Consider the following 20644-nt stretch of genomic DNA (forward strand, 5'->3'; position numbering starts at 1 on the left):
GTCGGCAACAGCCGCTTGCCACGACCCCGATCATTTGCGATGCCACGTCTTCTTCCAGCAGCGACCGGGGAGGGACGACGATGACCGCCATGCAAGAGAAAACCGCCATCGTTACCGGCGCCGGCACCGGCATCGGCAAGAGCGTCGCCACGACGCTGCTCAAGGCTGGCTGGAACACCGTCTTTTGCGGCCGGCGCAAGAAGGTGCTGGAAGAGGCGATAGCCGAAGCCGGGAAGACGAGCGCCAAGGCGCTTGGCGTTGCCTGCGACATCAGCAAGCCGGGCGAGGTCGACGACATGTTCGAGACGGTGGTGGAGGCGTTCGGGCGCGTCGATCTGCTCTTCAACAATGCCGGCATGGGCTACAAGTCGACGCTGATCGACGAGATCCCGGTCGAGGTGTGGAACGATGTCGTGGGCGTCAACCTCACCGGCTCGTTCCTGTGCGCCCGCGCCGCCTTCGGCGTCATGCGCCGGCAAAAGCCGATGGGCGGCCGCATCATCAACAACGGCTCGGTGTCGGCCTATGCGCCACGTCCGGGCTCGGTGCCCTATACGGCGACCAAGCATGCCATCACCGGCTTGACCAGGACGCTGGCGCTCGACGGCCGGCCCTTCGACATCGCCTGCGGCCAGATCGATATCGGCAACGCGCTGACCGAGATGGCGCAGCCGATGACGGTCGGCGTGCCGCAGGCCAATGGCTCGATCGCCGCCGAAGCGGTGATGGATGTGCAGCGCGTCGCCGACGCGGTGCTCCACATGGCGAGCCTGCCGCTCGACGCCAATGTCCTGTTCATGACCGTGATGGCCACGAAGATGCCGTTCGTCGGCCGCGGGTGAGGGCTGAAGTTCTACTTCTTCAAGAACGCCTCGATCCGCTCCAGTGCGCGCAGGATGTTCTCCTCGGAATTGGCGTAGGAAAGCCGGACATAGCCTTCGCCGAGGACGCCGAAATCGGGGCCGCCGATGAGCGCCACGCCGGCGTCCTCCAACAGCGCGGAAGCAAGTTTCTTGGCCTTCCAACCGGTCTTCGACACGTTGGGGAAGGCATAGAAGGCGCCCTTCGGCGTGATGCAGGAAATGCCGGGGAGCGCGTTGAGGCCCTCGACGACGATCTTCCTCCGGTTGTCGAAGGCCCGCATCATCTTTTCGACATCGTCCTGCGGGCCGTCTATGGCCGCGATGCCGGCATACTGGCTCGGCGCATTGACGCAGGACCAGCAATTCACAGCCAGCTTGCGCACCTTGTCGTAGAGATGGGCGCCTTTTTCGCCGTTCGGCCAGACCGACCAGCCCATGCGCCAGCCGGTCATCGCCCAGGTCTTCGACCAGCCGTTGAGCACGATCAGCCGGTCGCGGATCTCCGGGAAGTTGAGCAGCGAGCAATGCCTCTCGCCGTCATAGGTCATGACGTCGTAGATCTCGTCGGACAGGATCGCGACCTCAGGGTGCTTTTCCAGGCCCTTGACCAGCTTCTCGATCTCGGCGCGCGGCGTGACTCCGCCGGTCGGGTTGGCCGGCGAATTGAGGATCAGGAGCCTTGTCTTCGGCGTTATCAGCGCCAGCGTCTCTTCGGCCGAGAAGGCAAAGCCGTTCTCCTCGCGGATCGGCACCGGAATTGGATCCGCGCCGGTGAACTCGATCATCGAGCGATAGATCGGAAAGCCCGGGTCCGGATAAAGGATTTCCGCGCCCGGTTCGCCGAACATCAGGATCGCGGCGAACATGGTCGGCTTGCCGCCGGGCAGGATCATCACGTTTTCGGGCGACACCTCGACGCCGGTGGTGGTCAGCGTGCGGCGCACCACCGCCTCGCGTGTGGCGAGCAGCCCGTTGGCCGGCGTATAGCCATGATGGCCGTCGCGCAGCGCCTTGATCGCCGCCTCGACGATGTGCTGCGGCGTCTTGAAGTCGGGCTGGCCGATGCCGAGATTGATGATGTCGCGGCCTTGATGGGCAAGCGCGGTGGCTCGCGCCAGCACCGCAAACGCATTTTCCTCGCCGAGGCGGTCGAAGGCCGCGATCGTGTGGAGCATTTTTCCCGTCCCTGTGGTTCTTTCTGTTGGCGAGCGTTTTTGTGAGCGTCCGTCGAGAAAAGTCAAACGGATTGGAGTTCCCCGTGTCAGAAAATATTGGGGTGTCGGAAAGTCTCAAAGAGTGGCGGCCGCGCCCGCGTCCGGAACGCAAGGCGCTCGAAGGCCGCACCGTCAGGCTCGAACCGTTGAGCGCGGCGAAGCATGGCGACGGGCTCTACGAGGCGTCGTCGGTGTCGGATGCCGGCGGCCGCTTCGCCTGGCTGCCGGACTATCCGCCGGAAACCCGCGCCGCTTTCCAGCCATGGCTGGACAAGGTCGAGGCGAGCGAGGATCCGCTATTCTTCGCCGTCATCGACAAGGCGAGCGGCAAGGTTGCGGGACGCCAGACATTGATGCGCATCGATGCCGCCAACGGCGTCATCGAGATCGGCAACATCTATTGGGGGCCGCTGATCTCGCGCAAGCCGCAGGCGACCGAGGCGCAGTTCCTGTTCACGAAATATGCCTTCGACGAGCTCGGCTATCGCCGCTACGAATGGAAATGCAACAACCGCAACGAGCCGTCGAAACGCGCGGCTGAACGCTTCGGCTTCAAGTTCGAAGGCATTTTCCGTCAGCACCTTGTGGTAAAAGGCGAAAACCGCGATACGGCGTGGTATTCGATCATCGACAAGGAGTGGCCGGCCTTGCGCAGGGCCTATGAGGCTTGGCTCGATCCGGCGAATTTCGATGGCGAAGGCCGCCAGAAGCGGCGGCTCGAGGATTTCCGCGCCGAGTTCGGCGCGTAGACCATGATCCCGAAAGGTGGGATACCGCTTTTTGGGCACGATCATGGTGGGTAATAGGAGTTCCGCGATGGCGCACGCCTCACATGACCACGACTTGCACGCGGCGGGTCATAACCACAGCCATGGCGCCGGCCATGTGCATGGGTCGACCGACCAGAAACGGGTGCTGATCGCCGCTTGCCTGACCGGCGGCTTCATGGTTGCGGAGGCGCTCGGCGGCCTGCTCACCGGCTCGCTGGCGCTGCTCGCGGACGCCGGCCACATGCTCGCCGATTCGATCGCGCTCGGCCTCGCCTGGTATGCCTTTCATCTCGCAGGTCGTCCAGCCACCGGCCGTCTCACCTACGGTTTCGCGCGCGTGAAGACGCTGGTCGCCTACACCAACGGCATCGCCATTTTCGTCATAGCGCTGTGGATCGTCTACGAGGCCTGGGGGCGGCTGATGCACCCGGCGCCGGTGCTGGGCGGGCCGATGCTTGTCGTGGCGGTGGCAGGCCTCATGGTCAACGTCGCCTCCTTCTTCGTGCTGCATGGCGGCGACCGCGAGAGCCTCAACATGCGCGGCGCGATCCTGCATGTGCTGGGCGACCTGCTCGGCTCAGCCGCGGCCATCGCCGCTGCCATCATAATCCTGGCGACTGGCTGGACGCCGATCGATCCGATCCTATCCGTGCTGGTGTCGCTGTTGATCCTGTCGACGGCGTGGTCGCTGATGCGCGAGGCCGCCCATGTGCTGCTCGAAGGCGTGCCGGCAAGCCTCGACCGCGACCTGATCGCCAAGGATCTGGAAGCCGCGGTCAAGGGCGTGCGCGAGGTGCATCACATGCATGTCTGGTCGCTTGACGGCACCAGCAACATGGCGACTTTGCATGCCTGCCTGAATGACGGCGTCGATCCGCATATGGCGGTGAGCGCCATCAAGAAGCGGCTTGCTTCCGAGCACGGCATCGCCCACGCAACCGTCGAGCCCGAGTTCGGACTCTGCGCCGACAGCCATGACGAGCACGAGCACCATCACGATCTCGACCATGCGCATGACGCGCCTCGCGATCGCCGTCACTATCACTGATGCGTGGCTGACGATGAACTTCAACGGCCGAGAGTCACGGAGCGCCCGCTGATGGATCGCGAGACGCGCAATGCGGCGATCGCCGCAGCCTGGATACTGCTGCTGTTCGGCCTCGCCGCCTATTTCCTGCCCACCATAATGCTGGCCGTCGGCAAGGTCTCAACGATCCTGGCGGCTATCATCGCCGCGATCTTCATGGTGGGATTGTTCGTCGTTCTGTGGCTGCGCGGGCGCAGCCAGCGCAAGAAAGGTCTCTAGATGAGAATTCTGATTACCGGTGCCGCCGGCATGGTGGGCCGCAAGCTGGTCGCGCGTCTGGCCAAGGATGGCGCCCTGCGCGGGCGGAAGATAACTGCGCTCGATCTGCACGACATCGTGCCGCCGCAGGCGCCGACGCTTGCAGGCGTCGATGTCTCGATCCACACCGGCGACCTTTCCGCGCCCGGCGCAGCGGCCACGCTCGTCGCTTCCCGCCCGGACGTGATCTTCCATCTCGCCGGCATCGTCTCGGGCGAGGCGGAGGCCAATTTCGATCTCGGCTACCGCGTCAATCTCGACGGCACGCGCGCGCTGCTCGACGCCGTGCGGCTGGCGGGCTTTGCGCCGCGCCTCGTCTTCACCTCGTCGATCGCCGTGTTCGGCGCGCCGTTTCCCGAAGTCATCCCGGACGAGTTCCACCCGACACCGCTCACCTCCTATGGCACGCAGAAGCTGATCGGCGAGGCGCTGCTGGCGGACTACTCGCGGCGCGGCTTCTTCGACGGCGTCGGCATCCGGCTGCCCACCATCTGCGTGCGCCCGGGCAAGCCGAACAAGGCGGCCTCGAGCTTCTTCTCCGGCATCATCCGCGAGCCGCTCAGCGGCCAGGAGGCTATACTGCCGGTGCCGCGCTCGGTGCTGCACACGCATGCCAGCCCGCGCTCGGCGGTCAATTTCCTGATCCATGCTGCGGAAATCGACGGCGACAAGGTCGGGCCACGCCGCAACCTCACCATGCCGGGCGTCGCCGTCACCGTCGGCGAGCAGATCGAAGCGCTCGAGCGCATCGCCGGAGCCGAGGTGGCCAAACGGATCCGCGAGCAGCCCGACGAAACTGTCTGGGCGATCGTCAAGGGCTGGCCGACGCGGTTCGAGGCAAGACGCGCGAGGGAACTGGGTTTCGTCGCCGAAAGTAACTTCGACGAGATCATCCGCGCCCATATCGAGGACGAGCTGGGCGGAAAGGTGCATTGATATTCAGGTGATGCCGGCCTGGCTAGCCAGCCCTGAAATCAGACGCCGCCCGTCAGGCTGGCCGACAAAAGCAGAAGCCCGACCAGGAAGATGAAGGCCGCGCCGCCGATCTCGACGATCGAGTGGATGCGGTTGCCGATGCGGCCGTCGCCGGCGAAATAGACCGCCCAGTTCTTGGCCGTCACCGCGATCGTCGCCAGCGCCGACACTGTGATCGCGGTGCCGATCGACATCGCCAGCACCGACAGCAGGCCGCCGAGCCAAAGCCCGTTGAGCAGCGCGAAGCTCAAGACGATCAGCGCGCCGGAGCAGGGGCGGATGCCGACGGCGGCCACCGCCGACCAGGCGGTCTTCCAGTCAAAGCGGTCGCCTGAAAGCAGCGCCGGATCCGGCGCGTGCGAATGGCCGCAGGTCTCGCAGACTTCGTCCGGACCATGGTGATGATGCCCAGCGTGATCATGGTCGTGCGCCGCGTGGTCGTGATGGTGGTGATCGTGCGCGCTGTGATCGTGTGCCTCGTGGCTGTGCGCATGCGCCGCATGGTCGTGATGCGCGTGCAATGTCTGGGAATGCGTGTCAGCATGCGAGTGTCCTGCATGCGAATGCCTGCCACGCGAATGGCCAGCATGGGCGGCCGAAAGACTGTAGGCCGGGCCGGCGCCGAACAGCTGCAGGATGGCCGGACCCGCCTTGCGCCAGAGCAGCCAGGCGCCGAAGAGGGTCACCAGCACAAAGCTCGAGATTTCGAGGAACCATGCCGCGTCGGTCATCGACACCGCGGTGCCGCGCAGCACGAAATAGGCAAGCACCATGACGACGACCGCGGTGAGACCCTGCAGCAGCGCCGAGACGAAGGACAGCATGATGCCGCGCCTCAGCGCCACCTCGTTGGCGACCATATAGGAGGAGATCACCGCTTTGCCGTGGCCGGGGCCGGCGGCGTGAAAGATGCCATAGGCGAAGGAGAGGCCGACCAGCAGCCAGAGCTTGCTGCCATCCTGGCGCATCGCCTTCATCGCGGCTGCCAGCGAATGGTAGAATTCCTGCTGGCGAAGGTTGATCCACATCAGGATATGGGCGAACGGGCCGGAGGCAGTCGGGGCCATGCCGTCATTGGTGCCGATGCCGAGCGAGCTCTGGGCATGCGCGACGCCGGGCAGATGCGTCATCACCAGGGTGGCGGCCGCAAGGCCGAGCGCCAAGCGCAGCGACTGTTTCATCACCGGTTATCCTTCTGGCGGACAATTCAGTTCGAGCTTGGTGGCGAAGATCTTGCTCATGTCGGTGCCTGTCGGATCGTTGAAGAAGGCTTCCGTCAGGGTCTTCTGGTTTTCCTTGATCGCTTCGTCCGGATCGGGACGGACCACCTTCTTGGTGCAGTTGGAGGGCAGGCCCTCGACGGTGAGGTTGGCGTCGTCGGTGAAATCGATCGCCGTGTAGAAGGTCGGATCGTAGACGCCGATGTCGATCTTGCCGGCGAGCTTGATCGGCGTCTTCGGTTCGGACTCGAACAGGATGATCAGCTGGTCGTTGTCGAAATTGGCCATCAGATGCGGCGGCGGGACCATGGGCACATCCTTGCCGTCCTGCGTGACCAACTGGAAGTAGTTGAACTCGGCCAGCGAGGAATGGACGGTGTCGGCCACTTCCTTGAGCTCGTTGTCGTCAAGCTTCAGATCGGAGTTCTTGTCGAACTCCATCATCACCGTACTCGAAAAAAGATCGTCGAAACGCCACAGATGGCGCAGCGCTTTCACACTTTGGTGATCCGGGGAGAGGATCACGTCGAGGCGGGCTTCGGCAAAGACATGCGGATGCACCTCGGCCGGCTCGATCCCCGCAAATGTCGCCGCAAGGGCCGAAGCCAGCATGGTTGCTTGCCGTCTCAAATGCATTCTGGGCCGCGATTCCATCGACGTCGAAAGTGGACCCCCGAGAGTTGTCAGAAAGGGGGCGAAATTGGGACCGCCAGCCTCCGGCCGGTCAGGCGGTGTCGCGCGTCCTGAACCACTGCACCAGGAAATCGACGAAGACGCGGACCTTGGCGGGCAGATAGCGGCGGTGCGGATAGACGGCGAAGATGCCGGTACCCGACAGGATGCGATCGTTGAGCGCGGTAACCAACTTGCCGGAAGCGATATCGGGTGCAGCTATGAAATCCGGCAGCATGGCGAAGCCGAGGCCGGAGACAGCAGCAGCTCGCGCCACGATCGGGCTGTTGACCTCGATCGGGCCGGAGACGGCGACGCTCATGGACTCCTCGCCCTCACCCCTGAAGCGCCAATTGGCCAGCGAGCGGCCGTTGGTGTCGACCAGGCACGGCATGTTGGCGAGATCCTGCGGACGCGTCGGCATGCCGTGCTTGGCAATCAGGTCCGGCGACGCGCAGAGCTTGACCGAAAATGGTCCCAGGCGCCTGGCGATCAGCGACGAGTTCTCAAGCCGCGAGATGCGCACTGCGAGGTCGAAACCCTCCTCGACCAGGTCGACGAAGCGATCATCGAGATGGATGTCGAGCACAATGTCGGGATGCTGCCTGGCGAAGTCGATAAGCGACTGTCCGATCGGCGCATCGGCGAAGGTTCGCGCCGCCGAGAGCTTGATCCGGCCGCGCACGTCGCCGGACGATTCGCGCACGGCATCGGCCAGGCTGTCGACCTCGCGCACGATCTCGGAGGCGCGTTGGTAATAGGTGTGGCCGGCTTCGGTCAGCGAGAACTGCCTGGTCGTGCGGTTCAACAGCAGCGCGCCGAGCTCGTCCTCCAGCTCGCGCACATATTTCGACAGCAGCGCCTTCGATCGGCCGATCTTGCGCGCGGCGGCCGAAAAGCCTTCGGCCTCGACCACGTCGATAAAGGCGCGCATACGGGTCAAAGTGTCCATGATCAGATCTTTCGTGCCGCGTCGAGAATCTTGCGGCCGAGCCGTATCAAAGCGGCGTCGCTGCCGGAAGGGCCAAGCAGCGACAGGCCGAAGGGCGCGCCGTCGACGGAACCGAGCGGCAAGGTGATCTGCGGGAAACCCGACAGGCCGGCCAGGCACAAAAGATGCAGCGCCCTTTCGCGATAGGCCTGGAATTGCTCCGGCGTGCTCGCGGCGAGCGGCGCCGCGCCGGGAACGGTCGGCAGAACGAGGAAGCCGTTGTTGCCGAGCAAAGCGCCGAGCTCGGAACGGAAGACCTGCCGGCGTTCCCGCTCGATGGCAACCGTGCCGGCATCGATCGTGCGGCCGAAGCCGAAACGCTCGTCGACACCTGGACCGAGGCCATGGTTGCCTGCCAAGATCCAGCTGCCATGCACCTGCCAGGCCTCAAAGGCCTGCAGCCGGCGGAAGCACCAGTAGAGGTCGTCCGGGAAGGAGGCGAAGGCGTATTCGGTCTCGGTCGGCACGCCGACGACGCCGGCAGCCAATGCCTTCATCCGGGCATATTCGGCGGCTTCGGCCGGCCCGGAGACGAAGGCATCGAGCCAGCGGATCGACAGCGGGCGGTCGAGCGGATGCTGGTGAGGATCGCGCCCGAGCAGAAGCTTGCCGACCGCCGCGTAGGTTTCGATGTCGTCGGCGAACCAGCCGAAGGTGTCGAAGCTCGGCGCGAGCTTCATCGCGCCCTCGAGCGAGATGCGGCCGTGGCTGGTGCGCAGCCCGATCAGGCCGCAGAAGCTCGCCGGCGCTCGGATCGAGCCGCCGGTGTCGGAACCAATGGCGATGTCGGCAAGTCCGCCGGCGACCGCCGCGGCCGAGCCGGAGGAAGAGCCGCCGGTCACGCGGTCGGGTGCGGCCGCGTTCACCGGAAACGCGAAATGCGAATTCTGGCCGAACAGCGAGAAGGCGAGCTCGTCGGTCTGCGTCTTGCCGACGAATCGCGCGCCGGCGTCGAGGATCATCTGCACGGCCTCGGCCGTCTGCGAGGCGGCGTGAGCGTCTTCGAACTTGCGCGGGTTGCCGCAGCCGGTGCGATAGCCGGCGACGTCGTAAATGTCCTTGACGGCCAGGCGCAGGCCGGCAAGCGGGCCCAATTGCGCATTGGCCACGGGCATTTGGCGCAGATCGAGAAAGGCGTTCAGAGGGCCGTGGGTGCCTGGCATCGTTCGATTTCCGGATACGGTCCACAAACATTGTTCGATGCCGGAATTTTTACAACCGGCGCTTACGATTTTTATTGATTGTGAAACCCTTCGCTCTTATATCGCGCTTGCCCAAAGTCGCACGTGCCTGTGGGTGTCCGCCGATCCTCGAATGGTGAGGGCAATCGGTAAGGTAACTGGAGCCAACCCCTCCAGTCGGTCAGTGGCCAACCACAAGACCGAGGACACCTTGAAGCAACGACGGTGCGGGCCTTTCTGGTGTCTGCCGGTCGTCCAAAGACCGGGGTTACTGAAGAGGCACACCTTCATTGCCTGTAGTGCGGACGGGGTTCTCCCATCCAAGCCAAGGCAGACAAAGCGAACCGAGGCGGGCAAGGCCAGGTTCACCGCCGCGAGACGGCGATTCATGGTTCCGGGGTCTCCACCGGCTGGTTCCATGGATTTTCCGTCCCGCCTTTGTCCACCGCGAGTTCGCGAGGCTGAGCGCCCGCGTTCCGCAGCCTTTGTGCGCGCCGAAAGGCGCAGATGGAGCGACCTCGATGGCCACCCAGCGCATCCTTGACTTCCTCGCCACCCGACGTCCGAACGGTCCCTGCCTCGTCGTCGACCTCGATGTCGTGCGCGACAATTTCCGCGCCTTCGAGAAGGCGCTGCCCGATTCCAAGATCTACTATGCGGTGAAAGCAAACCCGGCGCCGGAAATCCTGCGCCTGCTTGCTGCGATGGGCTCGTCCTTCGACACCGCATCCGTTGCCGAAGTCGAGATGGCGATGGACGCCGGTGCGCCGGCCGACCGCATTTCCTTCGGCAACACCATCAAGAAGGAGCGCGACATTGCGCGCGCCTACCAGCTCGGCATCCGCCTCTATGCGGTGGACTGCGTCGAGGAGGTCGAAAAGATCGCCCGCGCCGCTCCCGGGTCGCGCGTGTTCTGCCGCGTGCTCACCGACGGCGAGGGCGCCGAATGGCCGCTGTCGCGCAAGTTCGGCTGCGTGCCGGCGATGGCCGTCGACGTGCTGCGTCATGCCAAGGGCCTTGGCCTCGACGCCTATGGCGTGTCGTTCCATGTCGGCTCGCAGCAGACGGACCTCACGGCCTGGGACCGCGCGCTGGGCGATGCCAAGAAGGTGTTCGCGACGCTCGCCGAGGAAGGCATCGTCTTGAAGATGGTCAACATGGGCGGCGGCTTCCCGACCCGCTACCTGAAGGACGTGCCGGCGGCGCAGGCCTATGGCCAGTCGATCTTCTCGGCCCTGCGCAAGCATTTCGGCAACGCGCTGCCCGAGACGATCATCGAGCCGGGCCGCGGCATGGTCGGCAATGCAGGCGTCATCAAGTCGGAAGTCGTGCTGATCTCGAAGAAGGCCGACAACGACAACGTGCGCTGGGTGTTCCTCGACATCGGCAAGTTCGGCGGCCTCGCCGAGACCATGGACGAGGCGATCCGTTACCCGCTCGTCACCCGGCATGACGGCGGCGAGACCGCGCCTTGCGTGCTCGCCGGCCCGACCTGCGATTCGGCCGACGTGATGTACGAGAAGACGCCCTATCCGCTGCCCCTGTCGCTGACCATTGGCGACGAGGTGCTGATCGAAGGCACCGGAGCCTACACGACCACCTACTCGGCGGTCGCCTTCAACGGCTTCGAACCGCTGCGATCCTATGTGATCTGAGCGGGGCATGCTTGGCGCATTTTCGGACGGCGAACCGGTTTCCACTTCGCCTGAAAATGCGCTGAGGACCGCTCAGATCATCCCAGGTGGGCGCCTGTCGCCCACCCGGGCTCGCTTGTGGAACAAACCTCCGCTCGTGAAGGATCGCGGATATGGAATACCTGATCAAATCGGCCCTTGCGGCCACCGAAATTGCCCCCTCGTCCGGACCGTCGGGTGAGCGTTTCTCCGCGGGGGAGAAGGCTCCGATGGCGGCGCTGGCGCCCTCCCTTGCCCACCGGGCAGAGGCTGGCTCGCGCGGCGCTCCGGACGAGGGGGCCGCCCTGGCGCCGGCCTTCGTCATCCTTGCCGAAAGCGCGGCCGACATGCAGGCGCGCGAAGCGCTGCTCGACCGGGCGATGGGGCCGAAGCGCAGGAAGAAGTCGTCCGAGAAGCTGCGGCGCGGGCGCCGGCCTTCGGAAGGCCTGGCCTTTGTCGCGCGCGATCCGTCGGGCGCGGTCGTCGGCACGGTGCGGCTGTGGGACGTGATGCTGGGCGAGGGCGGTCCGGCTGCACTGCTGCTCGGGCCGCTTGCGGTCGAACCGGGATTGAAGAGCGGCGGCATCGGCTCGGCGCTGATGCGGCATGCCATCGCCGAAGCCTCGAGGCTTGGCCATAGCGCGATCCTGCTCGTCGGCGATGCGCCTTATTACGGGCGGTTCGGCTTTTCAGCCGACCGCACCGGATCGCTCGCCATGCCCGGCCCCTATGAGCGGCACCGGCTGCTGGCCCTGGAGCTGAAGGAGGGTGTTCTCGACGGCGCCAAGGGCACGATCAAGGCCGCCGGTCGGAGGGTCAAGGCGCTGGACTTCGTCGCCTGACGCCTGCGGTTCGACAAACAAACAACGCCGCCCATCGGGCGGCGTTGTGTTCTTTGCGAAGGATCAGCCGAGCAACTGGCTGAGCGCCATGGCGACCGTCATGTCGCCCTCGACCTTCAGCTTGCCGGCCATGAAGGCCATGGTCGGGTTGAGGTCGCCGGCGATCAGCGAGTCGAGATCGTCGAGCGAGAGCTTGATCGTGCAGTCGGCCGGCGCATCGGTTGTCGAGACCGTCGCGCCGTCGATGACGACGACGCCGTCGCTGCCGGTGTCGAACTTGACCGAGTGCTCGAAGCCCGCACCTGCCACGCGCGACCTGATCCTGTCGGCAATCTCCTGAACGCCCATGGCGGTTCTCCTCGTTTGGTTGCGTTTGACGCGCACCGGCCTTGGCCGCTGGGCGAGGCGCCGCGTCGCGCTGGAGCGCCGCGACAAGCCACAGCCGCATATAGCTTCGGGTTGACGTTTACGTCAACGCGGTCGCCATGCGGCATGGTGGCAACCATGCCGCGTTCGCATCAATTGGCAAACGAGCGAGGCGAGGCATCCAACCTGGTGGAGGCACCGGTGACGCGATCAATGCTGCTTGAAGGCCTTGGTCATTTCCTGGGCCGTCTCGCCGGCATTCTTGCGGCGGCGGATCGCGTTGTCGCGGATTTCGTCCTTGGACAGGAAATTGACCTGGTCGATCAGCACGTCATGCACCAGCTCGACGCCGACGCGGGCGTTGACGGTGTCACGGATAGCCTTGCGGAAAGCATCGAGATCGATCGTCTCCTTCTTGGTGAAATCGATCTGCGGATTCGAATAGAGGTAGGAATAGACCTGGTCGGTGATGATCGCCGGCGCCGGGATCGACAGCTTCTTCATCTGGTCCGGTTCCACCGTGTAGACAAGCTTGGTGAGAAAATAACCGTCGATCTTGGAATCGCGGACGAGCGGCACCGAAATGATGTCGGTCTTGACGTAGTCGAGACCGCCCAGCATCGGCTTCGGCGGCTCGCCGACGCCGCGTTCGCCCGCCGCCTGGAAGGAATAGAACACCGCGCCGAGCGTTGCGGCGCAGATCCAAAGCGCTGCGGCGATGAACTTGATCATGCTTTATCTGACTGTTCGAGCATGATCTTGTCCGGAAAACCGGCTTCCACTGACGCGGACGAGCGGTTCGGGATCATGCTCGGGCGTATCCGAACTCGCCGGCCGAATAGGTGCCGTCGGCGTCGGCGCGCTGGATGGCGTTCTTCAAGAGTGTGGCGACCTCGTTGACGGCGTTGAGATGAGCAAGGATAGCGGCTTCGTTCTTCGCCAGCTTCTGGCGCAGTCGCGCCAACCCTTCGCGATGCTGCTCGAGGAACTCGATCTCGTTGGCACCCTTCAGGGCGCGGGTCAGTTCGTAGAGATAGCGGCTCTTGCGGGCATTCGAGGCCTTGAGATCGTAGCCGGTTCCGCTGCGGATGCCAGCCGTTTCCTCGTCCACCACCTCCTCGATGCGGCCGATGATGGCGGCGAGGTTGCCGGGCCGCGCAGGCGCGGCCGGCGCTTCGGTGGCGATGGTCCGTGCAGGCAGATTCGAGAGGTCCGTGTGGTCGGCCATGTAGGTCCCTAGATCTTGATGTCTGTCTTTATGGTTGTGTCGTCGCCGGTCATCGACCGGGCAGCCTTGCGCTCAAGCTCCTCGATCATCGAGGTCGAAAGCCTGGTCTGCTGGTCGATCTCGGCTTTCTCCGGTCCGCCCCCGACAGGTCCGACCGGCACCTTGCGCTTGCCGTCCATATAGTGGTCGGCAAGCATCGATTTCGCGATGCCGATGCCGCCATGCGCGGCCATGACATCGGCCACCTTTTCAGCCAGCTGCGACTTCCACATGTCGCCGGCCAGCCCCTTGCCATAAACGCCTTCGGTGTCCTTGGGCATCATGTTCTGGATGAAAGTCGTCAGCACCATCGCCTCGAAGCGCTGGAATTTTTTCGCCGGATTTGCCGCTTCGGCTTTGTCCGCCGCGGCGCGCGAGAGCACCGAGCCGGCATCGACGGAGGCGGCCTGGTCGATCGAAAAGGCCCCTGCGGTGCCGCCGGCGCGCCTCGCGAGCGCTGCTCGCGCGGCCGCGACATCGGCCGGCTCGGCTGCGCGGGCAACGTCCATAACGATGTCGCTGGGGGGTGAAATCGCCAAGAAAGCACTGCCTTTTCGCCGGGTCTTGTTAGTTGCACAATGACTCAACAAGCTTGTGGCAGGCTTGCGGGGAGGCGGAATGCAGATTCAGCCCGATCCCGGGTGGCGGTCCGGCCCGAGAGGGAGGATCAATCCGGCGGAAGCCAAGCCGCTTCCGGGGTCGGACCGCGTGGTTCCTTCAGGAAATATGCCGGGCATTCCTGCTGCTTCGGCACAAGGTCAAATCTTATTTTAGAATGTATTGATATGTTAACGGCGTTTGCCGCGCCGCCGGCCAAATTCGGCGATTGAAAACCACTGATTAACCCCGCCCCCGCATCCTCTAGGCCACGCATTGGAGACATTGATCGTGAAACGCGATGTCGCGCTAATCGCATTCCTGCTGTCGGCTGCCTGCCCGTTTGCCGCGCAGGCCGGAACGGCGATGGAAACCAAAGGCAAGGCGTTCGCGCCGCCGGCCTTCTATTCGTTCTGCAGCCGCCAACCCGGCCTGTGCAGCACGGCCGGTGGAACAAAAAGTCGTGGCCCTGCGGCCAGGGCTCAGCGCGCAATTGAGCCAGGTGAACCGCTCGGTCAATTCACGCATCACCGAACTCAGCGATCAAGCCGTCGTCGGCAAGGACGACGACTGGCGCGTGCCGACGGCGTCCGGCGATTGCGAGGATATCGCGATCCTGAAGAAACTCGAGCTGATGAAGCGCGGCTGGCCGGCGTCGGCGCTGCTGCTGACCGTGGCAAGCTATCATGGCGATGGGCACACGGTGCTGACGGTGCGCACCAATGAGGGCGACCTCGTGCTCGACAACCTCACCAACTCGGTCCGCGATTGGTCCAGCACCCCCTACAGCTATTTCGCCCGGCAGGCGCAGGGGAACGGCAGGCGTTGGGAGCGGATCGGGGCCGCCAAGCCGGTCGGCGCGACCGCGACCGGCAGCTGACGCTTACAGCTTCGCCGCGCGGCGGACGCGACGCTACTCCTGTTCCCGCTTCTGGGCGATGAGGTCCAGCCGCTCGCGGTCGGAGCGCTCGCGCTCGTCGCGCCGGCGGACGTCCTTATAGGCTCGCTCGACCATGTTGGTGCGCGCGGTCGCGGTGGCAACCATCGCCGCTTCCTGCCGGGCGCTTTCAAGGCTCTGTTTCTGGCGGTCGAGCGCGTTGGCGATGCGGCGATGGTAGAGTTCCGGGAACAGGCCGGCCAGCGAGTTGCCGGCGTCGAAATGCCCGATCAGATCCTGCGCTTCAGATTCGGCCGCCGCGGCCGCGGAGAGGAAGCCGGCATGGCGGGTTTCGTGAAGCGCCTTCAATTGCTCCTGTACCTTGACCAGCTTCTTCAGGCGATCCCTGCGCGAGGTCATCGGGCTACCTCGCCAGCGTCAGGTCGACAAAGCCGTCGACGAACAGTGACAGCAAGGTGCCGATGGCGAAATAGAAGATGATCAGGCCACCCGCGATGACGAAGGGCAGCGAGATGAAATAGACCGGGATCTGCGGCGTCAGCTTGTTGACGAAGCCGATCGTCAGATTGACCAGGATGGCATAGGCGACGAAGGGGCTGCCGAGACGGATGACCAGGAAGAAGGCGTCCGACACCGTGTCGGTGACGTCGACAAGCGCTGCCTGCGGGTTGAAGAACACGTTGACCGGGGCGACCGTGTAGGAGGCGACCAGCGCCCGCACGATCTCGTGGTCGAAGTCGAAGACGAAAAGCAGGAGCAGCGCCGAGAACGAGATGATCGCGGCAAGCGCTGCCTGCGGCTCTGGCTCCTCGATCGCCGGCCCGCCCGAGCCGCCATAGCCGATCAGCATGGCGATGGCCGAACCCATGAAGCGCAGCGCCTCCATGTAGAGCCTGGTCATCGCGCCGATCAGCCCGCCGACCAGAAGCTCGGAGACGATCATCGGCGCCAGCACCTGCGGGCGCGGGTCGACATAGGGGTAGATGCGGTCCCACAGGAAGGCGAGCAAACCGCCGGTGGCGGCGACCGACACGAACAGCCTGACCTGAATCGGCACGCGGGCGCTCGACAGGCCCGGCATCAGCATGAAGCAGGCGCCGATGCGGCAGAAGGCGAGGAAGGCGGCGATGACGACGCCTTGCGAAAGCGCGTTCACGAAATCGTTCCAAGCACCTTGATCTCGACGCCTTTGGCGATCTCGACATGGCTGAGTACCGGCAGCGTGGTGAACAACCGCTCGATGATCATGCGCACATAGGGCCGCGCGTCCGGCGCGGTGACGAGCACGAAGCGCTCGCCGGCCTCGAGATGCTTGCGGATCGCCTTGGTGGCGTCCTGGCCGAACTCCTCGAGCTGGCGCGGATCGATGTCGAACTCGCGCACCTCGCCCTTGGCGTCGCGCTTGAGGCTCTGGTGGAAGGCGAGGTCCCAGCGGTTGCCGAGCCGCAGCACCTTGAGCATTCCACCTTCGGAGAGATCGCCGCAGATCTGCTGCGCCATGCGGATGCGGACATGCTCGACGATCTGCTCGGTGCGGCGCACATGCGGCGCGATCTCGGCGATGGCCTCGATGATCAGGTGCAGGTTGCGGATCGAGACGCGCTCGGCAAGCAGGAGCTTCAGCACCGCCTGCAAGCCCGGATAGGAGATGTGCGAGGTGCAGATCTCGTCGGCGAGCTTGCGGTATTCGGGGTCCAGCCGCTCGAGCAGCGCCTTCATGTCCTTGTAGGAGAGAAGCTGCGGCAGGTTGTTGCGGATGACCTCGGAGAGGTGGGTGAGCAGGACCGACATGTTGTCGGCGAAGGTGTAGTTCTCGCGCTTGAGGTCCTCGGCGAAGGTTTCCAGCACCGAATAGGCGCGCATGCCGAAGGCCGGCTCGCGGATCTCCTCGCCGGGGATGTCGGGCACGCCGCGCGTGCCGAGCAGCACCATCACCTCACCGACGCGGATCTGGTATTCGGCGACGACCGTGCCGTGGACCTTGATCTGGTAGCCCTTCGGCGGGATGGCGAAGTCGTCGGCGACGCGCACCTCCGGCACCACGAAACCGTATTGCTGGGCGAATTTCTTGCGCATCTTCGACATGCGGAACACCAGCTCCTGGTGCGCCACCAGCAGGCGGGTCGAAAGCTGCTTGCCGATCAGGAGCTCGATCTCGGCGGTGGCCAAGGACGCCTTGACGGAGTTCTTCTCCTCTTCGGCCTTGTTCGCCTTTTCCTGGTTCTTCAAAGCTTCCGCCGCGGCCAGCGCGCGGTTGTGGCGCAGCGGGATGATGTAGCCGAGGCCGGCCATGGCGCCGGCGAGAGCAAAGAACGGAAAAAGCGGCAGGCCGGGCATCAGGCCGAGGATGACCAGCAGCGAGCCGGCGACGTAGAGCGCACGCGGATGGGCGCCGAGCTGGCCGAACACCGCCTGGTTGGCGGAGCCTCGGGTGCCGCCCTTGGAGACGAGCATGCCGGCGGCGAGCGAGACGATGAGGGCCGGGATCTGGGTGACGAGGCCGTCGCCGACCGACAGCTTGATGAAGACGTCGGCCGCCTGGCCGAGACCCATGCCGTGGCGCAGATAGCCGATGGCGATGCCGCCGACGATGTTGATGGCGGTGATGATGAGGCCGGCGATGGCGTCGCCGCGAACGAATTTCGAGGCGCCGTCCATGGAGCCGAAGAAGGAGGATTCTTCCTCCAGCTCGCGGCGGCGGAGCTGCGCCGTCTTCTCGTCGATCATGCCGGCGGACAGGTCGGCGTCGATCGACATCTGCTTGCCGGGAATGGCGTCGAGCGTGAAGCGCGCGCCGACTTCGGCGATGCGGGTTGCGCCCTTGGTGATGACGATGAAGTTCACCACGATCAGGATCATGAAGACGATCAGGCCGATGACGAAGTCGCTCGACATCACCAGCTTCGAGAAGCCCGAGATGACATAGCCGGCCGCATGCGTGCCTTCATTGCCATGCGAGAGGATCATGCGCGTGGTGGCGATGTTGAGCGACAGCCGCAGCATCGTGGCGATCAGCAGCACGGTCGGGAAGGAAGAGAAATCCAGGGGCCGCTGGATCCACAGCGCCACCATCAGGATCAGCACCGAGAGCGCGATCGAGAAGGCAAGGCCGATATCGATGAGGAAGGCCGGGATCGGCAGGAACAGCACCGCCAGGATGACGACGATGCCCAGCGCGAAGAAGACGTCGCGGCCGTTCTTGGCCACCAGGCCGGACGGGATTGTTTCGCTGATCGCCATGTCGTCCTCGAATCCAGATTTGCCCAGCGCAAAGGCAGGCCCTCGACCGTAACCGGCCAAGCTTGCGCGAGGGTGGGAGAGGGGCTACGGGGGGCACTGCCCCTGTTTGGCGAAGGGAACACCGCATGCTCCTGATCATCGGCACGGTTCGGCTGCCGCCCGACAAACTGGAGGAGGCCCGGCCGGCTATGCAGCGGATGATCTCAGCCAGCCGCGCCGAACCCGGCTGCGTCGAATATTCCTACGCGCAGGATGTGCTGGACGCCGGGCTCATCCATGTGACGGAGGTGTGGAGCGACAGGGCCGCGCTCACCGCGCATTTCAAGTCGGCGCACATCTCTGAATGGCGCGCGAGCTGGGCGACGCTCGGCATCGGAGATCGCAAGCTTACGCTCTACGAAGCTGGCGACGGCACACCAACCTGACTGGGCGAATTGGCGGGTTTTTAACGACACGCCACTGCAAATCATCGCTGATGTCTCGCCGGCTGACGCAGCGCCAAAATGGCGCCACATGCGGTCGGCATTGCGGTTGCCACGCTATGCCGCCGGGCGTATCAGGCACGGCAGCATCCATCCTCCGCATACCGGCGAGCCGCACCGTTGCCTGCCAGAAACGAACCGCAAGTCTACGCCCGCCGGCTTCGGGCGGTGCTGATCAATTCGATCCCCGTGCTCGAGGCGCGCGGCATCGTCATCGTGCTGATGGCGGGTGTGGTCGGCATGATCGCCGGCGCGCTGGTCACCGGCATGAGCGGGTTTGTGCAAGGCATGCACTTCCTGCTCTTCGACGTGCAGCCGGGCGGGCGACTTTCGGCGATGTTTTCACTGGCCAATCCGGTGCAGGCGATGTTTCCGGCCATCGGCGGCCTGCTGCTCGGCCTTTCGGTGATCTGGCTGAGAAGGCGGAAGTTCAGAACGCCGGTCGACCCGATCGAGGCCAATGCGCTCTACGGTGGGCGCATGTCGCTCACCGATACGTTCATCATCGTCGGCCAGACCATGATCTCCAGCGGTTTCGGCGCCTCGGTCGGGCTGGAAGCCGGCTACACGCAGATCGGTTCCGGCATAGCTTCGCGACTGGCCCGCGCCTTCCGGCTGCGCCGCAACGACGTCCGCATCCTGGTCGGCTGCGGTGCCGCCGGCGCCATCGCGGCCGCCTTCGACGCGCCGCTGACGGGCGCCTTCTACGGCTTCGAGCTGGTCATCGGCATCTACTCGGTGGCCAATGTCGCGCCGGTGATGGCGGCGGCGATCGCGGCCTCGCTGACTGCGGAAGTGTTCGGCGGCGTGCCGTTTCCGCTGGAACTTTCCGGCCTGCCGACGCTGACCGCAAGCGAATACGTGCCGTTCCTGCTGCTGGGACTCCTCGGCGGGGCGGCGTCGATTGCGATCATGCATCTGGTAAGCATTATCGAGCGCGTCTTCGTGCGGCTGGCGATCGACGCTTCGGTCAGGCCCTTTATCGGCGGCATCGTTGTCGGGCTGCTGGGGCTGGTCACGCCGCAGGTGCTCTCCAGCGGGCATGGAGCATTGCACCGCGAGTTCGCGATGAACTACGGGCTTCCTGTCGTGGCCAGCGTCTTCGTGCTGAAGCTCGCCGCCTCGGCGATCTCGCTCGGGTCCGGTTTCCGCGGCGGCCTGTTCTTTGCCTCGCTGTTCCTGGGCGCGCTGCTCGGCAAGGTCTTTGCCGGCGTCATGGCGCTGACCGCGCCATCGACAGGCATCGATCCGGCGGTCGCCGCCGTCGTCGGGATGAGCTCGCTTGCTGTCGGTGTCGTCGGCGGTCCGCTGACGATGACTTTTCTGGCGCTGGAATCGACCCGCGACCTGACGCTCACCGGCGTGGTGCTGGCGGCATCGATCATGTCGGCGATCCTGGTGCGCGAGACCTTCGGCTACTCCTTCTCGACTTGGCGCTTCCATCTGCGCGGCGAGACAATCCGCAGCGCCCACGATGTCGGCTGGATGCGCAGCCTGAATGTCGGCTCGATGATGCGCAAGGACGTCCGCACCATTGACGCCTCGATCACGCTGGCCGAATTCCGCAAGGAGGTCCCGCTTGGGTCCGCGCAGCGCGTCATCGCCGTCGAGCAGGGACAGCATTATGTCGGCGTGCTGCTCGTTGCCGAGCTGCACAGCGACCTCTCCGACGGCGAGACCCCGGTGCAGGCGCTCGCCCTGTTCAAGGATGCGGTGCTGGTTCCGTCGATGAACGTCCAAACCGCCGCCGAGACTTTCCAGCGCGCCGGCGCTGAAGAGCTGGCGGTCGTGGAGGATTTCGACGATCGCATTGTCCTCGGCCTGCTAACCGAAAGCCACCTGATGCGGCGTTATGCCGAGGAGCTCGACAAGGCGCGGCGGGATCTCTCCGGCGAGGGGTAGCGAGACCTCCCCGCCTACTTTGTCGATCCGCCGCCGCGCCTTTCTCCTGCAGACATGCCCCTTCAGCTTGCAAGCCTGGCCCAAATACTGGCGCGGGCCTGGCGCCACGCGTGGCTTGTCAATTGTACAGTGTAACTGTACAGAGT

Annotated in this window: 21 protein-coding genes and 1 pseudogene; 10 read left to right on the plus strand and 12 right to left on the minus strand. The window is 64.8% G+C overall.

What is annotated here, in order from left to right:
• Window positions 1-80 precede the first annotated feature (80 nt).
• The gene (locus tag EJ067_RS24690; RefSeq protein WP_126087807.1) at window positions 81-842 is read left to right on the plus strand and encodes an SDR family oxidoreductase; all 762 of its coding nucleotides are present in this window, start codon (window positions 81-83) and stop codon (window positions 840-842) included.
• 11 nt (window positions 843-853) lie between these two features.
• Here the strand turns inward: EJ067_RS24690 and EJ067_RS24695 are convergent, their stop codons facing one another.
• The gene (locus EJ067_RS24695; protein ID WP_126087808.1) at window positions 854-2038 is read right to left on the minus strand and encodes a pyridoxal phosphate-dependent aminotransferase; all 1185 of its coding nucleotides are present in this window, start codon (window positions 2036-2038) and stop codon (window positions 854-856) included.
• Window positions 2039-2139: 101 nt separating this feature from the next.
• On the opposite strand from EJ067_RS24695, the gene EJ067_RS24700 reads away from it, so the two are divergent.
• From EJ067_RS24700 to denD, 4 genes are all read left to right on the plus strand, one after another.
• The gene (locus EJ067_RS24700; protein WP_126089729.1) at window positions 2140-2826 is read left to right on the plus strand and encodes a GNAT family protein; all 687 of its coding nucleotides are present in this window, start codon (window positions 2140-2142) and stop codon (window positions 2824-2826) included.
• Window positions 2827-2893: 67 nt separating this feature from the next.
• Window positions 2894-3895 (plus strand): cation diffusion facilitator family transporter, encoded by a 1002-nt coding sequence (locus EJ067_RS24705; RefSeq protein WP_126087809.1) that lies wholly within the window; start codon window positions 2894-2896, stop codon window positions 3893-3895.
• Between the two features lie 51 nt (window positions 3896-3946).
• Window positions 3947-4153, plus strand: a complete 207-nt coding sequence (locus EJ067_RS24710) for a hypothetical protein (RefSeq protein WP_126087810.1) — start codon at window positions 3947-3949, stop codon at window positions 4151-4153.
• Complete coding sequence (denD, locus tag EJ067_RS24715; RefSeq protein ID WP_126087811.1) at window positions 4154-5128, plus strand: D-erythronate dehydrogenase; 975 nt, start codon at window positions 4154-4156, stop codon at window positions 5126-5128. It begins immediately after the preceding gene.
• Window positions 5129-5166: 38 nt separating this feature from the next.
• Here denD and EJ067_RS24720 read toward each other — a convergent pair whose 3' ends face one another.
• From EJ067_RS24720 to EJ067_RS24735, 4 genes are all read right to left on the minus strand, one after another.
• The gene (locus tag EJ067_RS24720) at window positions 5167-6348 is read right to left on the minus strand and encodes a nickel/cobalt transporter (protein WP_126087812.1); all 1182 of its coding nucleotides are present in this window, start codon (window positions 6346-6348) and stop codon (window positions 5167-5169) included.
• 6 nt (window positions 6349-6354) lie between these two features.
• Window positions 6355-7023 carry a DUF1007 family protein gene (locus EJ067_RS24725; protein ID WP_126087813.1) on the minus strand — a complete coding sequence of 223 codons (669 nt, stop codon included), beginning with the start codon at window positions 7021-7023 and terminating at the stop codon, window positions 6355-6357.
• An 88-nt stretch (window positions 7024-7111) separates the two neighbouring features.
• Window positions 7112-8011 carry a LysR family transcriptional regulator gene (locus EJ067_RS24730; protein ID WP_126087814.1) on the minus strand — a complete coding sequence of 300 codons (900 nt, stop codon included), beginning with the start codon at window positions 8009-8011 and terminating at the stop codon, window positions 7112-7114.
• 2 nt (window positions 8012-8013) lie between these two features.
• Window positions 8014-9213, minus strand: a complete 1200-nt coding sequence (locus EJ067_RS24735; RefSeq protein ID WP_126087815.1) for an amidase — start codon at window positions 9211-9213, stop codon at window positions 8014-8016.
• A 539-nt stretch (window positions 9214-9752) separates the two neighbouring features.
• On the opposite strand from EJ067_RS24735, the gene odc2 reads away from it, so the two are divergent.
• Complete coding sequence (gene odc2 / locus EJ067_RS24740; protein WP_126087816.1) at window positions 9753-10886, plus strand: ornithine/lysine decarboxylase; 1134 nt, start codon at window positions 9753-9755, stop codon at window positions 10884-10886.
• A 152-nt stretch (window positions 10887-11038) separates the two neighbouring features.
• The gene (locus EJ067_RS24745; protein ID WP_348639495.1) at window positions 11039-11746 is read left to right on the plus strand and encodes an N-acetyltransferase; all 708 of its coding nucleotides are present in this window, start codon (window positions 11039-11041) and stop codon (window positions 11744-11746) included.
• Between the two features lie 63 nt (window positions 11747-11809).
• Here the strand turns inward: EJ067_RS24745 and EJ067_RS24750 are convergent, their stop codons facing one another.
• The 4 genes from EJ067_RS24750 to EJ067_RS24765 all read right to left on the minus strand — a co-directional run bounded on the left by EJ067_RS24750 (window position 11810) and on the right by EJ067_RS24765 (window position 13888).
• Window positions 11810-12094, minus strand: coding sequence for an SCP2 sterol-binding domain-containing protein (locus tag EJ067_RS24750; protein ID WP_126087817.1), 285 nt, complete (start codon window positions 12092-12094; stop codon window positions 11810-11812).
• Between the two features lie 228 nt (window positions 12095-12322).
• Window positions 12323-12844: a hypothetical protein gene (locus tag EJ067_RS24755; RefSeq protein ID WP_126087818.1), complete on the minus strand. Its 522-nt coding sequence runs from the start codon at window positions 12842-12844 to the stop codon at window positions 12323-12325.
• Window positions 12845-12917: 73 nt separating this feature from the next.
• The gene (locus EJ067_RS24760; protein WP_126087819.1) at window positions 12918-13340 is read right to left on the minus strand and encodes a hypothetical protein; all 423 of its coding nucleotides are present in this window, start codon (window positions 13338-13340) and stop codon (window positions 12918-12920) included.
• Between the two features lie 8 nt (window positions 13341-13348).
• Window positions 13349-13888, minus strand: coding sequence for a rod-binding protein (locus EJ067_RS24765; RefSeq protein ID WP_126087820.1), 540 nt, complete (start codon window positions 13886-13888; stop codon window positions 13349-13351).
• Between the two features lie 379 nt (window positions 13889-14267).
• Between EJ067_RS24765 and EJ067_RS24770 the strand changes: the two are divergent.
• Window positions 14268-14856 (plus strand): annotated as a pseudogene (locus EJ067_RS24770) (transglutaminase-like cysteine peptidase).
• Window positions 14857-14889: 33 nt separating this feature from the next.
• Here EJ067_RS24770 and EJ067_RS24775 read toward each other — a convergent pair.
• From EJ067_RS24775 to flhA, 3 genes are read right to left on the minus strand one after another with little or no spacing between them, the layout of a single operon-like run.
• Window positions 14890-15273 (minus strand): hypothetical protein, encoded by a 384-nt coding sequence (locus EJ067_RS24775; RefSeq protein ID WP_126087821.1) that lies wholly within the window; start codon window positions 15271-15273, stop codon window positions 14890-14892.
• A 4-nt stretch (window positions 15274-15277) separates the two neighbouring features.
• Window positions 15278-16030 carry a flagellar biosynthetic protein FliR gene (fliR, locus tag EJ067_RS24780; protein ID WP_126087822.1) on the minus strand — a complete coding sequence of 251 codons (753 nt, stop codon included), beginning with the start codon at window positions 16028-16030 and terminating at the stop codon, window positions 15278-15280.
• Window positions 16027-18114: a flagellar biosynthesis protein FlhA gene (flhA, locus tag EJ067_RS24785; RefSeq protein ID WP_126087823.1), complete on the minus strand. Its 2088-nt coding sequence runs from the start codon at window positions 18112-18114 to the stop codon at window positions 16027-16029. Before flhA ends, fliR begins: the two co-directional genes overlap by 4 nt.
• A 125-nt stretch (window positions 18115-18239) precedes the next feature.
• Here flhA and EJ067_RS24790 point away from each other — a divergent pair, with 125 nt between their 5' ends.
• On the plus strand, window positions 18240-18539 hold the full coding sequence (locus EJ067_RS24790) for a putative quinol monooxygenase (RefSeq protein WP_126087824.1): 300 nt from the start codon (window positions 18240-18242) through the stop codon (window positions 18537-18539).
• A gap of 177 nt (window positions 18540-18716) precedes the next feature.
• On the plus strand, window positions 18717-20498 hold the full coding sequence (locus EJ067_RS24795) for a chloride channel protein (protein WP_126087825.1): 1782 nt from the start codon (window positions 18717-18719) through the stop codon (window positions 20496-20498).
• Window positions 20499-20644 lie beyond the last annotated feature (146 nt).

The organism is Mesorhizobium sp. M1D.F.Ca.ET.043.01.1.1 (assembly GCF_003952385.1).
Classification (GTDB): Bacteria; Pseudomonadota; Alphaproteobacteria; order Rhizobiales; family Rhizobiaceae; genus Mesorhizobium.

Bases quoted from the DNA above. Each gene is read 5' to 3' on its own strand.
- EJ067_RS24690 (WP_126087807.1), top strand. From the start codon at position 81: ATGACCGCCATGCAAGAGAAAACCGCCATCGTTACCGGCGCCGGCACC.
- EJ067_RS24695 (WP_126087808.1), bottom strand. From the start codon at position 2,038: ATGCTCCACACGATCGCGGCCTTCGACCGCCTCGGCGAGGAAAATGCG.
- EJ067_RS24705 (WP_126087809.1), top strand. From the start codon at position 2,894: ATGGCGCACGCCTCACATGACCACGACTTGCACGCGGCGGGTCATAAC.
- EJ067_RS24710 (WP_126087810.1), top strand. From the start codon at position 3,947: ATGGATCGCGAGACGCGCAATGCGGCGATCGCCGCAGCCTGGATACTG.
- denD (WP_126087811.1), top strand. From the start codon at position 4,154: ATGAGAATTCTGATTACCGGTGCCGCCGGCATGGTGGGCCGCAAGCTG.
- EJ067_RS24720 (WP_126087812.1), bottom strand. From the start codon at position 6,348: ATGAAACAGTCGCTGCGCTTGGCGCTCGGCCTTGCGGCCGCCACCCTG.
- EJ067_RS24725 (WP_126087813.1), bottom strand. From the start codon at position 7,023: ATGCATTTGAGACGGCAAGCAACCATGCTGGCTTCGGCCCTTGCGGCG.
- EJ067_RS24730 (WP_126087814.1), bottom strand. From the start codon at position 8,011: ATGGACACTTTGACCCGTATGCGCGCCTTTATCGACGTGGTCGAGGCC.
- EJ067_RS24735 (WP_126087815.1), bottom strand. From the start codon at position 9,213: ATGCCAGGCACCCACGGCCCTCTGAACGCCTTTCTCGATCTGCGCCAA.
- odc2 (WP_126087816.1), top strand. From the start codon at position 9,753: ATGGCCACCCAGCGCATCCTTGACTTCCTCGCCACCCGACGTCCGAAC.
- EJ067_RS24745 (WP_348639495.1), top strand. From the start codon at position 11,039: ATGGAATACCTGATCAAATCGGCCCTTGCGGCCACCGAAATTGCCCCC.
- EJ067_RS24750 (WP_126087817.1), bottom strand. From the start codon at position 12,094: ATGGGCGTTCAGGAGATTGCCGACAGGATCAGGTCGCGCGTGGCAGGT.
- EJ067_RS24755 (WP_126087818.1), bottom strand. From the start codon at position 12,844: ATGATCAAGTTCATCGCCGCAGCGCTTTGGATCTGCGCCGCAACGCTC.
- EJ067_RS24760 (WP_126087819.1), bottom strand. From the start codon at position 13,340: ATGGCCGACCACACGGACCTCTCGAATCTGCCTGCACGGACCATCGCC.
- EJ067_RS24765 (WP_126087820.1), bottom strand. From the start codon at position 13,888: ATGGACGTTGCCCGCGCAGCCGAGCCGGCCGATGTCGCGGCCGCGCGA.
- EJ067_RS24775 (WP_126087821.1), bottom strand. From the start codon at position 15,273: ATGACCTCGCGCAGGGATCGCCTGAAGAAGCTGGTCAAGGTACAGGAG.
- flhA (WP_126087823.1), bottom strand. From the start codon at position 18,114: ATGGCGATCAGCGAAACAATCCCGTCCGGCCTGGTGGCCAAGAACGGC.
- EJ067_RS24790 (WP_126087824.1), top strand. From the start codon at position 18,240: ATGCTCCTGATCATCGGCACGGTTCGGCTGCCGCCCGACAAACTGGAG.